Origin of the sequence: Streptomyces sp. NPDC101165, from assembly GCF_044768135.1 — a bacterium.
Lineage (GTDB): Bacteria > Actinomycetota > Actinomycetes > Streptomycetales > Streptomycetaceae > Streptomyces.
In genome coordinates this window covers 114,214-127,072 of the sequence record NZ_JBIWPG010000020.1, presented here as the reverse complement: position 1 = coordinate 127,072, position 12,859 = coordinate 114,214, and the positions used below count along the sequence as shown (strand labels likewise).

Sequence of the window (12,859 nt, the reverse complement as noted above, 5' to 3'; positions counted from 1 at the left end):
CCTAGGTTGTACCCGAACGGGCCACGCTGGAAGGCGACTTCACGTTACCGTGCGACACGTCTCGGCTCAGTCAAAAGCTAACCCTTTACGCAAGTTGAAGGAGAGAGGATCGCGCATCACCGGCCAAAGCCGGGTCATGACAGAGAATCGCGCTCTCCACCTGACGCAGGGCCGGGGAGGGCTGGATGCCGAGTTCGTCGTCGAGGTGGCGGCGCATCCGGCGGAAGACGTCGAGGGCGTCGGCCTGCCGCCCCGAGCCGTACAGGGCGATCATCAGCTGCTCGCAGAAGCGCTCCCGCAAAGGATGGTTGGTGTGCGCCTCGGTCAGCTCGGCGAGCACGGCGGCATGGCGGCCCAGCCGCAGCTCGGCGTCGAAGCGCAGTTCCATGGCCCGCATCCGGTACTCCTCGTACCGGGCACCGGCCAGCTGACACAGCGTCCCGCCCGCGAACCCGCCGAAGACGGGGCCGCGCCACTGCGCGAGGGCGCCGCCGAGCAGCCGCGCGGTGCGCTCCGCGTCCTGCGGGGACGCCGACTCGGCCTGCCGTACCGTGCGCACGAACTCCGCGGCGTCCAGCTCGCCCTCGGTCACCACGAGCCGGTAGCCGGAGGGGTGGATGGTCACCCGGGATCCGGACCGGCCGGGCTCCAGGCTGCGCAGTCGGCGGCGCAGCCGGCTGACATGGGCCTGGAGGGCGTTGGCCTGGTTGTCGGGGACGGCGTCTCCCCACATCTCCTCGACCAGGCTCTCCCCGGACACCGACTGGCCCTCGCTGATCAGCAGGGTCTGCACCAGGGTGCGCTGCAGGTCGCCGGAGATCTCCGCCGGGCCGGACACGGTACGGATCTGCAGTGCCCCGAGGATCGAGAACTTCAGCATCCTGACTCCGCCTCCCGTTGACGTCGCTGGCGTCGTCGTCCTTCTTCCGGCGACGTATCAACAGTGCGGTCGGCCCGTACCGGATCGTTCCCGATCCGTTCCCGGTCGCCGGTCAGCCGCCGTCGCCGACGACCAGGGCGGTGAGGGAGGCGACCCGGCGGGCCGCCAGCTCGGGCGATTCGGCGTGCACGACGAGGTGTCCGGGGCGCAGTGCCTCGGGCGGCGAGACGTGCCGGACGTGCGGCAGTATCCCGACCTCGGTGGTCTCCAGCCGCCACGGCGGGCTCAGCAGGGCCGCGGCCGCGAACCGGTTCGGCCGCACCGCGTCGACCAGCCGCCCGGCCAGCACCTCGATCGCGCCGGCCGCCAGGTCGAACCCTCCGGCCACCTTGACCAGTTCGGGCACCGGGTCGTCCCCGAGTCCCGCCCGGCAGCCGGTGATCACCGGCCCGCGCGGGGTGAGGGCGACGCTGATGTGGGCCGGCCCGTACTGGTACCCGGTCAGGTCCAGCAGGGCGGTCACCACCGCGCGCACCTCGGCGGCGGTGTCGTCGGTCAGCGGAGCGGGGTGGAGCAGACCGTAGGGGGTGCGGGCGGTGATCCCGACGGCCTGGTGCATGCCGTGCACGCTCAGCGTCTCCACGGTCAGCCGCAGATCGCCGGGCGCGACCTCGGTGCCCCCGGGGGAGAGTCGGTTGTCGCGGACCAGGCGCTGCACGGCCGCCGGGTCCGAGAGCACCCTGAGGGCGCGGGCCGGGTTGACGCACAGCCCGGCCTCGGCGGCCTCCGCGAGCGGTGCGCGCAAAGCCGCCTCGTCCGTTGCGTCGACCCGGATCGAGCGCACTTGGACACCCGCGTGCGCGGCCTCGCGGACGAGGCGCTGGTCAGGGTTCAGCAGGAAGATCCGGCGGACGTCGTTGTCTTCTTTCATGCCTCTGCTCGTGGTGACGAAGTCGGCGAGGGTGGAAAGGCAGGCTACGAGCGGTCGTTACCGATCCGATCCCGGCCGGTTCCCGAGGGTGGTGCGTGGGCCCAAGACGCTCACTTCTTCTGTGTGGTTGACCAGTTGACGACACACCACGGACACGGGTGCATCCCTCCTACGCTACCCGTTCCCCGGCACTTGCCGGGGGCGGATTCACGGCAAAAACAGAACAGCCGGTTTACCGCGCTGTCCGGCCGTTTCAGGGCACAGCCGGTGAGCCGCAGCGTTCGACGACGGTGTCCGCGAAAGCCCTCGCGGGCGAGCTGAGCGCGTCCCAGCGGCGGACCGCCCAGCCGACCGGCAGGGGCCGCAGACCCGGCAGCGGCACGAGCCGGAGCGCGCCCCCGCCGGGCACCGGCAGCCCCGGGACGGCGGGGACGACGGCCCGTCCCACCCCCAGCTCGGCCAGCAGCAGCGCGGTGTCCCAGTCGGCGACGCTGGTGTCGTGGCCGAGCCGGACGCCCCACTCGGCACAGGCGTCCTCCAGATGGGCGGCGGAGGCGGAATTCGGCGGCAGCCGGATGAGCCGTACGTCGGCAAGGTCGGCCGGATCCAGACGGGTGCGCGTGGCCAGCGGGTCGTCGGCGAGGACGGCGAGCACCCAGGGCAGCTCGACCACGGCGCGCTGCTCGATGCCGCGCACCGGAGGGCCGAGGGTGATCCAGGCCAGATCCAGGGTGCCGTCGGTGAGCGCGTCGAAGCTGCCGCGGCCGGAACTGACCGTCCGGAACTCCAGGTTGACCTGTGGGTGGCGGCGCCGGAAGGTGACGACGGCGTCGGACATGAAGTGCCGGACGGTGGTGGCGCCGGTGGCCACACGGACGTGTCCGCTGTGCCCGTCGAGCAGGTCGCGCAGCTGCCGTACCGCCAGGTCGAGACCCGAGATCCCCTCGGCCGCCGCGGCTTCGAGGATCCGGCCGGCCCGGGTGGGCACGACCCCGCGCGGCTGCCGTTCCAGCAGGGCCACTCCGGTCTCCCGCTCCAGCCGTTTGACGTGCTGGCTGACGGCGGACTGGGTGCAGCCCAGCTCGCGTGCGACGGCGCTGAGGCTCCCGGCCCGGCACACCGCCACGAACACACGAAGGTCGTCGAGGGTCACAACACCCAAGCTAACACTGGGGTTTAGGGAGAAAACCTTAGGATTGACTGGCTCCGGCGGCCGTACGAGGATCGATGCCGGGCCGCGACCGACCCAGGCGGCAACCCGCTCCACGCTCCTCGCCGAGTCCGGACCGAGGCGGGGCCGGCGGGAGCGGGTGCCGACCCTCTCAGCGTGCGTAGAGGCTCTCCACCTCGGCCGCGAAGTCCTGCATGATCTGCTGCCGCCGCAGCTTCATCGAGGGGGTCAGATGGCCCGCCGCCTCGGTGAAGTCCACGGGCAGCACGGCGAACCTGCGGATCGACTCGGGCCGGGACACCAGCTTGTTGGCCTCGTCCAGCGCCCGCTGCAGCATCGCCTCCAACTCCGGGTCACCGACCAGGAGTTCCGGCGGCACCGGGTGCTTGCCGTTCATCTGGCGCCAGTGCGTGATGCCGTCGGGGTCCAGGGTGACGAGAGCGGCGACGTAGGGGCGGGCGTCGCCGACGAGCATGCACTGGGAGATCAGCGGGTGCTGGCGCAGCCAGTTCTCCAGCGGTGCCGGTGCCACCGACTTGCCGCCGGCCGTGATCAGCAGCTCCTTCTTGCGGCCGGTGATGGTCAGATAGCCCTCGTCGTCCAGCTCGCCGAGGTCGCCGGTGGGCAGCCAGCCGTCCCGGGTCGCGGGCACGACGCCGCCCGCCTGCGGGTCCCAGTAGCCGCGCAGGACGTGGTCGCCCGCGATCAGGATCTCGCCGTCCGCCGCGATCCGCACCCGGCTGCCGGGCAGCGGCCAGCCGACCGTGCCCAGGCGGGGCTTGAGCGGCGGGGTCACCGTCGAGGCGCCGGTGGTCTCGGTGAGGCCGTAGCCCTCGAAGATCTCGATGCCGGCACCGGCGTAGAAGGCGGCCAGGCGGCGGCCGAGGGGTGAGCCGCCGCAGATGGCGTACTTGACCTTGCCGCCCATGGCGTTGCGGATGCGCCGGTAGACGAGCGGGTCGTAGAAGGAACGGGCCGTCTTCAGGGTTCGGTTGGGGCCGCCGCCGGTGCCGGTCTGGCGGGCCTCCAGCGCCTCCCCGTAGCGCACGGCAACCGCGGACGCGCGGTCGAAGGTGGTCACCCGGCCGCCCGTCTCCGCCTTGGCCCGCGCGGAGTTGTAGATCTTCTCCAGCATGTACGGGATGGTCAGCAGACAGGTCGGCCGGAAGGCGGCCAGGTCCGGCAGCAGGTCCTCGGCCTTCAGGCTGGGCGCGTGCCCGAGCCGCACCCGGGCCCGGACGCAGGCGATCGCCACCATCCGCCCGAACACGTGGGACATCGGCAGGAACAGCAGCACCGACACCTCCTCACCCGACTTCGCCTTGAAGATCGGATAGAGGAGTTCGATGGCGTTGTCGACCTCGGCGAAGAAGTTGCCGTGCGAGAGGGCGCAGCCCTTGGGCCGGCCGGTGGTGCCGGACGTGTAGATGAGCGTGGCGAGCGTGTCGGGCCCCAGCATCCCCCTCCGGACGCCCACTTCACCGTCCGGTACCTGGGCGCCCAGCTCCGCCAGCCGCTCCACGTGCCCCTTCTCGATCACCCACAGATGCCTGAGGTCCGGGATGCGCTCCAGCTCGGGGGCGATGGCCGCGGCCTCCCCTGCGCTCTCCGTGACCAGGGCCCTCGCACCGGAGTCGTGCAGGATCCAGCGGGTCTGGAAGACGGAGGAGGTGGGGTAGACGGGGACGGTGACCAGGCCGGCCGCCCAGGCGGCGAAGTCGAGCAGCGTCCACTCGTACGTGGTGCGGGCCATGACCGCGATCCGGTCGCCGGGTACCAGCCCCTCCGCGATCAGCCCCTTCGCCACCGCGAGCACCTGCCCGGCGAACTCCGCCGCGGTCACGTCCGTCCAGCTGCCGTCGGCGAGCCTGCGGCTGAGCACGATCGCGCCGGGGGCCGCCTCGGCGTTGTCGAACGGCAGGTCCGCGAGCGAGCCGTGCTTCACCGGCGGCGCGAACGGCGGGACGTACGCCTCCCGCACGGCACCGTCCAGCCGCCGGGTCTCGGGCTCCACCAGGACCGGGAGGCCGTCGTAATCGGTGGCCGAGACGGTGGTGCCGGAGGAGACGGGGGTGTTCGGGTACGGCGTGGACACGGGCGGCTCCTCGGGCGTGCAGCGGCGAACTGCTTGCTGCATGACGTACGTACCTCGTGCGGCGAGGTGTTCACCGGCGGCCCTCGAACAGGGGTTACCGCTGGTTAGGCAGGTGATCGTACGAGGCCCCTGTGGGGGGCTTGTGCGGGTTCGGCGGTGTTCCGGAGCCGGGGGTGTGCAGCCTCGGGGGGTATGTGAGGGGGTTTCAACTTCCCTGACCTGCCCGCCACTCACCCGGGTCCCGTCTCGACCTCCTCCTCACCCGCGACATAGACTTACCTCCGGTAACCTTACTCCAGAGTAAGAACTTCGGACCGAGTCGCGCGGGAGTTGGACATGGCCGACCGCTGCCTGAGCTTCACCCTGGCCGCCGCTCCCGCGCTGGCCCCGCTGCTGGCCCGGGGCGCGCTGCGCTCCCCCTTCAAGCGCCCGTCCCCGGAAGCGGACTTCCCGCGCACCCGCCTGGTGCTGCCCGGCCTGCGCATCGACCTGGCCCGGCTGGCCGCCTACGAGCGGGTGTGCGGCTTCGCCACCGGCTCGGCCGACGGCACGGACGCACTGCCCGTCACCTATCCGCACCTCCTCGGCTTCCCGCTGGCCATGCGCCTGATGAGCGGCCGGGACTTCCCGCTGCCGCTGCTCGGCCTGGTCCACACCTCGATCGAGATCGTCCGCCGCACCGCCCTGCCGGCCACCCGGGAGTACGAACTTGCCGTCCACATCGACGGGTTGACCCCGCACCGGCGCGGCACGGAGGCCACGGTGGTCACCGGACTACGGGCCGGCGGGGACGCCGTGTGGGAGTCGCGGAGCACCTACCTCGCCCGGCACCGGACACCCGGCCGGCCCGACGGATCACGGGACCAACACCCGGCCCCGCTGCCCGTCCTGGCCGAGTGGCGGCTCGCCGGGGACGTCGGCCGCCGCTACGGCGCCGCCTCCGGCGACCGCAACCCCATCCACCTGCACCCCCTCACCGCCCGCCTCTTCGGCTTCCCGCGAGCCATCGCGCACGGCATGTGGACGGTCGCCCGCAGCCTGGCCGCCCACGGCACACCCGCCGAGGCCGTCGTCCGGGCCCGCTTCCACGCGCCCGTGCTGCTGCCGGGAACGGTGCAGTACGGCGCGGACGGCGAGGGCCGTTTCGAGCTACGGGGCGCCGGGAGCCGCCTGCACCTGACCGGGGAGGTGAGCTAGGCCCCGTACGGGTGCATCGCCCTTGCCGGGTGCGGGTGCATGGGGGTTGTCGCGCAGTTCCCCGCGCCCCTTCGAGCAAACTGCCGCCTGTCCACCTGAGGGGCGCGGGGCGGCAACAACGAGGACCCCGACGGCGCCTAGTCCTGCGGCGGAACCCAGGGACGCCCCTGCATCAGGTTGCCCAGACCCGACCAGGCGAAGTTCATCAGGGTGGACGCGGCCTGCTTGGCGGTGACGCCATCCGTGGCGTTCGCCCAGGCGGCGAGGGACTCGGCGGCGCCGACCAGGGCCTCGGCCAGGCCTGCGACCTCCTGCTCGGGGAGGTCGGGGTCCCGGTGGGCCGCACGGGCCGCCTCCGCGATCAGCTGGGTCACGAACGCGACGATCTCCTCGCGCATCGCGCTGACCTCGGCGGCGAAGCTCTCGCCGTGGGTGCGGGCCTGGAGGTGCAGCACGGACCAGCCGTCGGGGTGCTCGGCGGTGTGCGCGAAGAACGCCTGGAGACCGTCCCACAGCTGGCGGTCGGCGGGCAGCCCCGCACGGACCCCGGCACGGACGGCCTGGGTGAGGGCACCGGCCTCGCGGCGGATGCAGGCGGTGAAGAGGTCTTCCTTCGAGTTCAGGTACAGGTAGACCAGCGGCTTGGACACGCCCGCGAGCTCGGCTATCTCGTCCATCGAGGCGGCCATGTAGCCGCGTTGGCCGAAGATCCGCACGGCGGCATCGAGCATCTGCTGCTCCCGAACCGCCCTCGGCATCCGTTTGGTCTTCACGGCACCCATGAAGCCAAGCCTAGTTGGGCGCGGCAGCCCCGCCCTGCGCCCGCGCGGAGTCGTCCGCCACGTCCTCCTGGCTGCGGTTGGCATCCAGGTTGGCCTTCATCCGGTCGACCCGGCTCACGATCTGCACGGAGGCCCGGTCCCGCTCCCTGCGCAGCACCACGAAGCTGATCGGCGCCGAGAGCACCAGCGCGAGCAGCATGACCCACAGGAAGTTGGAGTCGCCGAAGCCGCGCGGGAAGAGCCCGGCGTAGACGGCTCCCCAGACGACCACGAAGCAGCCGGCAAAGATGCCGAGGCGCATCAGCGTGTAGCGGAGCATCTCAATCCACTCTTCCGATTCCAAATGGGGGCACCGTCCAGTGAAGCACGGTGCGGACCCGATCTTGCAGCGGGGTCAGGGCAGCGGCAGCAGCATGAAGATGTCGTCCCGGTCGTCGCCGGGCGCGACCCGGATCGCGCCGGGTATCCGGCCGACCTCCTTGTAGCCGCAGGAGCCGTAGAACCGCTCCAGGCCGAGGCCGCCCCGGCAGGTGAGCCGGATGGCCTCGATGCCGTCGAGGCCGCGGGCGGCGTCGGCGGCGGCCTCGAGGAGGTCGCGGCCGTAGCCCTTGCCCTGGTGCCGGGGGTGGACCATCACCGTGTACAGCCACACCCAGTGCCGCATCAGCCGGTGCGTGTTGTAGGTGAGGAACACGGTCGCCACGACCGCGCCCGTCCCGTCCCGGCCCACCAGCAGCCGGGTACGGCCCTCGGCCATCGCGACGAGGTGCCTGACCAGCTCGGGGCGTATCTCGTCCACGGTCACCGGCGGCACGAAGCCGACCGAGCCGCCCGCGTTCGACACGTCGGCCCACAGCGTGAGCACCTCGTCCCTGAGGGCGGGCGAGAGAGCCGGGTCCAGCTCGAACGACAGCGTCACCTGCTCAGACCCGCATCGGCTGCGGCGACTCCCGGCGCAGCGGGTCCGGGCCGTCGTACTCGCGGATGATCTCGTACCGCGTGTTGCGCTCCACCGGACGGAAGCCGGCGTCGCGGATCAGGTCCAGCAGGTCCTCGCGGGTCAGCTTGTTCGGGGTGCCGTAGTTGTCCGCGTCGTGCGTGATCTTGTACTCGACCACCGAGCCGTCCATGTCGTCGGCGCCGTGCTGGAGGGCGAGCTGGGCGGTCTGCACACCGTGCATGACCCAGAAGACCTTGACGTGCGGCACGTTGTCGAAGAGCAGCCGGGAGACCGCGAAGGTCTTCAGCGCCTCGGCGCCGGTCGCCATCTGGGTCCGGGCCTGCAGCCGGTTGCGTACCTTGCCGTCCTGCATGTCCACGAAGTCGTGCTGGTAGCGCAGCGGGATGAAGACCTGGAAGCCGTTCGTCTCGTCCTGCAGCTCACGCAGGCGCAGCACGTGGTCGACCCGGTGGCGGGGCTCCTCGATGTGGCCGTACAGCATGGTGCACGGGGTCTTCAGACCCTTCTCGTGCGCCAGGCGGTGGATCCGGGACCAGTCCTCCCAGTGGGTCCGGTGGTCCACGATGTGCTGGCGGACCTCCCAGTCGAAGATCTCGGCGCCGCCGCCGGTCAGCGACTCCAGACCGGCGTCGATGAGCTCGTCGAGGATCTCGGAGGCGGACAGCCCGGAGATGGTCTCGAAGTGGTGGATCTCCGTCGCCGTGAACGCCTTCAGCGAGACGTTCGGCAGGGCGGCCTTCAGCTCCCGCAGCGAGCGCGGGTAGTAGCGCCACGGCAGGTTCGGGTGCAGCCCGTTGACGATGTGCAGCTCGGTGAGGTTCTCCGACTCCATCGCCTTGGCGAGCTTGACCGCCTCCTCGATGCGCATCGTGTACGCGTCCTTCTCGCCCGGCTTGCGCTGGAACGAGCAGTACGCGCACGAGGCCGTGCACACGTTGGTCATGTTGAGGTGCCGGTTGACGTTGAAGTGGACGACGTCGCCGTTCTTCCGCGTCCGCACCTCGTGCGCGAGACCGCCGAGCCAGGCCAGGTCGTCCGACTCGTACAGCGCGATGCCGTCCTCGCGGGTCAGCCGCTCACCGGAGCGGACCTTCTCCTCCAGCTCGCGCTTGAGCCCGACGTCCATGCCAACACCTTTCCTCGACAGCCCGCCCAACGGTACTCCCCCACTTTTCGGGCGGGCGGTACCCCCATACGGCGCTGAACGCGCCTACACCTCTTCGGGAAGGTCCCCGACCCGGTTCTCCCACTTCGTGGACAGCACGATCGTGGTACGAGTCCGCGAGACGCCCTTGGTCCCGCTGAGCCGCCGGATGATCCTCTCCAGGCCGTCCACGTCCGTCGCCCGCACCTTGAGCATGTAGGAGTCGTCGCCGGCGATGAACCAGCAGTCCTCGATCTCGGGGAGCTCCTTCAGCCGTTGAGCCACGTCCTCGTGGTCGGCGGCGTCGGACAGCGAGATGCCGATCAGGGCGGTCACGCCGAGGCCGAGGGAGGCCGCGTTCACGGTGGCGCGGTAACCGGTGATGACACCGGCCGCCTCCAGCCGGTTGATGCGGTCGGTGACGCTGGGTCCCGACAGGCCGACGAGGCGTCCCAGCTCCGCGTAGGAGGCCCGGCCGTTCTCCCTCAGGGCCTGGATGAGCTGCCTGTCCACCGCGTCCATGCGATCGAAGCCTTCCCCTGGAAAAGTTCTGACGTTCCTGAAGTGATGAGAGGTACTGCGACTTGCTCGACTACCGGACCGCTGAGCCGCCGCCCAGTTCGCCCTTCCAGCGCCGGTACAGACCGTGCCCGACGCCCGCCGCGTCCAGCACCCGCCCGGCGACGAAGTCCACCAGATCCTGGATGTGGGTCGCGCCCGCGTAGAAGGCGGGCGAGGCCGGCACCACGCTCGCCCCCGCGTCGTCGAGTGCGACCAGGTGCCGCAGGGTCTGACCGTTCAAGGGAGTCTCCCGTACGGCCACGACCAGCGGCCGGCGCTCCTTCAGTGTGACGCTCGCCGTGCGCTGCAGCAGATCCTTGGACAGCCCGAGGGCGACACCGGCGACACAGGCGGTCGAGGCGGGCACGATGAGCATCCCCTTCGCCGGGTACGACCCCGAGGACGGCCCCGCCGCGAGATCCCCCGCGCTCCAGTACCGCACCGCGCTGACGTCCACGTCGAAGGTCCCGGGCTTCCCGTCGGCGCCCCGGCCCAGCCATTCCCGCAGGTCCTCCTGCCAGTGCGCGTCCCGGAACGAGATCCCCGTCTCGTCCAGCAGCGTCAGCCGCGAGGCCCGGCTGACCACCAGGTCGACCGCCTCCCCGGCGTCCAGCAGAGCCCGCAGCACAGCGGCGGCATACGGCGTCCCGGAAGCTCCGGACACCCCCACGATCCAAGGCGCGCGCTGCGTTTCTCCTGCGTTCACACCTTGAGCGTACCGGCGGACGAAAAGGTGCTCAGGCCGGGCCACCCGTGGCACCGCACCGTACTCAGACAGTCAGCCCTCGAACCAGAAGATCCAGCAGTGCGCACACGAACAGGGCAATGCCGATGAAACCGTTGACGCTGAAGAACGCCCTGTTCAGACGGGACAGGTCATGCGGACGGACGATGCGGTGCTCGTAGCCGAAGGCGGCCGCGACGATCACCAGGCCCAGCCAGAAGAAGGCGCCGGCGTGGGTGGTCAGGGCGTACCAGACGAACAGGGCGGTGGTGACGGCGTGGCACGCCCGTGCGCCCCAGATGGCCGCCGGGATGCCGAAGCGGGCCGGGACCGACATGACGCCGATCTCGCGGTCGGTCTCGACGTCCTGGCAGGCGTAGATCAGGTCGAAGCCGCCGATCCAGATGCCGACGGCGAGGCCCAGGATCACCGCGTCCCAGGACCACTCACCGGTGATCGCGAGCCAGCCGCCGACCGGGCCCATCGCCTGGGCCAGGCCCAGGATGGCCTGCGGGAAGTTCGTGAACCGCTTCCCGTACGGGTACACCACCATCGGGATCACCGCGATGGGGGCCAGGGCCAGGCAGAGCGGGTTCAGGAGGGCGGCCGCGCCCAGGAAGACCACCAGGGCGATCAGGGCGCCGGTCCAGGCGTGCTTCACCGACATCGCGCCGGTCACGAGTTCGCGGTGGGCCGTCCGGGGGTTCCGGGCGTCGATCTCGCGGTCGATGATCCGGTTGACCGCCATGGCGAAGGTGCGCAGGCCGACCATGCAGACGGTGACGAGGAGGAGCCGTCCCCAGTGGATGTTCCGGTCCCCCTGGTACATCGCGGTCAGGGCGGCGATGTAGGCGAAGGGGAGCGCGAAGACCGAGTGCTCGATCATCACCAGGCGCAGGAACGCCTTGGTGCGTCCCGGCTGCGGGAGTGCCGCGGAGGCGCTGCTCACAGGCCGTACTCCTTCCAGCGGCGGTCCACCAGGGCCGCCGTATCCGGGTCGGACTCCACCATGTCCGGCCATCCACCGTCGCGCGTGTAGCCCTCCTCGGGCCACTTCTTCGTCGCGTCGATGCCCGCCTTGCCGCCCCAGAACTGCTGGTAGGAGGCGTGGTCCAGGTGGTCGACGGGGCCTTCCGCGACGGTCAGGTCGCGGGCGTAGTCCGTGTTGCCGAGGGCCCGCCAGGCGACCTCGTGCAGGTCGTGCACGTCGCAGTCGGAGTCGACGACCACGATCAGCTTGGTGAGGGACATCATGTGGGCCCCCCAGATCGCATGCATGACCTTCTGCGCGTGCTTCGGGTACTTCTTGTCGATCGAGACGATCGCGCAGTTGTGGAAGCCGCCGGCCTCGGGCAGGTGGTAGTCCACGATGTCCGGGACGATGATCTTCAGCAGGGGCAGGAAGAAGCGTTCCGTGGCGCGGCCGAGCGGGCCGTCCTCCGTCGGGGGCCTGCCCACCACGATCGACTGGAGCAGCGGGCGCTTCCGCATCGTCACACAGTCGATCTTCAGCGCCGGGAACGGCTCCTGCGGCGTGTAGAAGCCGGTGTGGTCGCCGAAGGGGCCCTCCGGGAGCATCTCGCCGGGCTCCAGCCAGCCCTCCAGGACGACCTCGGCGTTCGCGGGAACCTGGAGCGGGACCGTCTTGCAGTCGACCATCTCGATGCGCTTGCCGGCGATGAACCCCGCGAAGAGGTACTCGTCGATGTCGCCGGGCAGGGGCGCGGTGGAGGCGTAGCTGACGGCCGGGGGGCAGCCGAAGGCGATCGCCACCGGGAGGCGTTCACCGCGCCGCGCCGCCACCTGGTAGTGGTTGCGGCTGTCCTTGTGGATCTGCCAGTGCATGCCGATGGTGCGCTTGTCGTGCCGCTGGAGGCGGTAGAGCCCGAGGTTGCGGATCCCGGTCTCCGGGTCCTTGGTGTGGGTGAGCCCCAGATTGAAGAAGGAGCCGCCGTCCTTCGGCCAGGTGAACAGGGCCGGGAGCCGGTCGAGGTCCACGTCGTCGCCGTGCAGGACGACTTCCTGTACGGGCGCTTCCTTCACCTTCTTCGGCGGCACGTGCGCCATCGCGCCCAGTTTCCCGAACGCCTCGCGCACACCCACGAACCCGTGCGGCAGCTCGGGCCGCAGCAGCCCGCCGATCTTCTCGGAGATGTCGCCGTACGACTTCAGGCCCAGCGCCTTCAGCAGCCGCCGGTCGGTCCCGAAGACGTTCATCGCGAGGGGCATCGCCGAGCCCTTCACGTTCTCGAAGAGCAGCGCCGGTCCCCCGGACTTCTGGACCCGGTCGACGATCTCCCCGACCTCCAGATACGGGTCGACCTCGGCCTTGATGCGCTTGAGGTCTCCCTCGCGCTCCAGCGCCCTGAGCAGGGAGCGAAGATCGTCGTAAGCCATGTGTCCCAGTATCTGT

13 protein-coding genes are annotated in these 12,859 nt (G+C 70.8%); 1 reads left to right on the top strand and 12 read right to left on the bottom strand.

Annotated features, from left to right (window positions below; genetic code table 11):
- Window positions 1–85: 85 nt before the first annotated feature.
- The 4 genes from ACIRVH_RS35240 to ACIRVH_RS35225 all read right to left on the bottom strand — a co-directional run bounded on the left by ACIRVH_RS35240 (window position 86) and on the right by ACIRVH_RS35225 (window position 5,119).
- Entirely contained in the window at window positions 86–880 is a 795-nt protein-coding gene (locus ACIRVH_RS35240; protein ID WP_403962096.1) for a BTAD domain-containing putative transcriptional regulator, read from the bottom strand.
- A gap of 112 nt (window positions 881–992) precedes the next feature.
- On the bottom strand, window positions 993–1,811 hold the full coding sequence (locus tag ACIRVH_RS35235; RefSeq protein ID WP_403962093.1) for a hypothetical protein: 819 nt from the start codon (window positions 1,809–1,811) through the stop codon (window positions 993–995).
- Window positions 1,812–2,064: 253 nt separating this feature from the next.
- Complete coding sequence (locus tag ACIRVH_RS35230; protein WP_403962090.1) at window positions 2,065–2,964, bottom strand: LysR family transcriptional regulator; 900 nt, start codon at window positions 2,962–2,964, stop codon at window positions 2,065–2,067.
- Window positions 2,965–3,133: 169 nt separating this feature from the next.
- A complete protein-coding gene (locus tag ACIRVH_RS35225) occupies window positions 3,134–5,119 on the bottom strand; it encodes an AMP-dependent synthetase/ligase (RefSeq protein ID WP_403962088.1) in 1,986 nt (661 codons plus the stop codon).
- Window positions 5,120–5,413: 294 nt separating this feature from the next.
- Here ACIRVH_RS35225 and ACIRVH_RS35220 point away from each other — a divergent pair, with 294 nt between their 5' ends.
- Window positions 5,414–6,274 carry a MaoC family dehydratase gene (locus ACIRVH_RS35220; RefSeq protein WP_403962085.1) on the top strand — a complete coding sequence of 287 codons (861 nt, stop codon included), beginning with the start codon at window positions 5,414–5,416 and terminating at the stop codon, window positions 6,272–6,274.
- Window positions 6,275–6,411: 137 nt separating this feature from the next.
- On the opposite strand, the gene ACIRVH_RS35215 is transcribed toward ACIRVH_RS35220, so the two are convergent.
- From ACIRVH_RS35215 to ACIRVH_RS35180, 8 genes are all read right to left on the bottom strand, one after another.
- On the bottom strand, window positions 6,412–7,056 hold the full coding sequence (locus tag ACIRVH_RS35215; RefSeq protein ID WP_403962082.1) for a TetR/AcrR family transcriptional regulator: 645 nt from the start codon (window positions 7,054–7,056) through the stop codon (window positions 6,412–6,414).
- Window positions 7,057–7,066: 10 nt separating this feature from the next.
- A complete protein-coding gene (locus tag ACIRVH_RS35210; RefSeq protein WP_403962080.1) occupies window positions 7,067–7,375 on the bottom strand; it encodes a DUF4229 domain-containing protein in 309 nt (102 codons plus the stop codon).
- A 75-nt stretch (window positions 7,376–7,450) separates the two neighbouring features.
- Window positions 7,451–7,975 (bottom strand): GNAT family N-acetyltransferase, encoded by a 525-nt coding sequence (locus tag ACIRVH_RS35205; protein WP_403962077.1) that lies wholly within the window; start codon window positions 7,973–7,975, stop codon window positions 7,451–7,453.
- Window positions 7,976–7,979: 4 nt separating this feature from the next.
- Complete coding sequence (mqnE, locus tag ACIRVH_RS35200; RefSeq protein WP_403962074.1) at window positions 7,980–9,143, bottom strand: aminofutalosine synthase MqnE; 1,164 nt, start codon at window positions 9,141–9,143, stop codon at window positions 7,980–7,982.
- Window positions 9,144–9,227: 84 nt separating this feature from the next.
- Window positions 9,228–9,683: an Lrp/AsnC family transcriptional regulator gene (locus ACIRVH_RS35195; protein WP_403962071.1), complete on the bottom strand. Its 456-nt coding sequence runs from the start codon at window positions 9,681–9,683 to the stop codon at window positions 9,228–9,230.
- Between the two features lie 70 nt (window positions 9,684–9,753).
- A complete protein-coding gene (locus tag ACIRVH_RS35190) occupies window positions 9,754–10,428 on the bottom strand; it encodes a UbiX family flavin prenyltransferase (RefSeq protein ID WP_403962068.1) in 675 nt (224 codons plus the stop codon).
- A 64-nt stretch (window positions 10,429–10,492) separates the two neighbouring features.
- A complete protein-coding gene (mqnP, locus tag ACIRVH_RS35185; protein ID WP_403962066.1) occupies window positions 10,493–11,395 on the bottom strand; it encodes a menaquinone biosynthesis prenyltransferase MqnP in 903 nt (300 codons plus the stop codon).
- Window positions 11,392–12,843: a menaquinone biosynthesis decarboxylase gene (locus ACIRVH_RS35180; RefSeq protein ID WP_403962063.1), complete on the bottom strand. Its 1,452-nt coding sequence runs from the start codon at window positions 12,841–12,843 to the stop codon at window positions 11,392–11,394. Before ACIRVH_RS35180 ends, mqnP begins: the two co-directional genes overlap by 4 nt.
- Window positions 12,844–12,859: the final 16 nt, after the last annotated feature.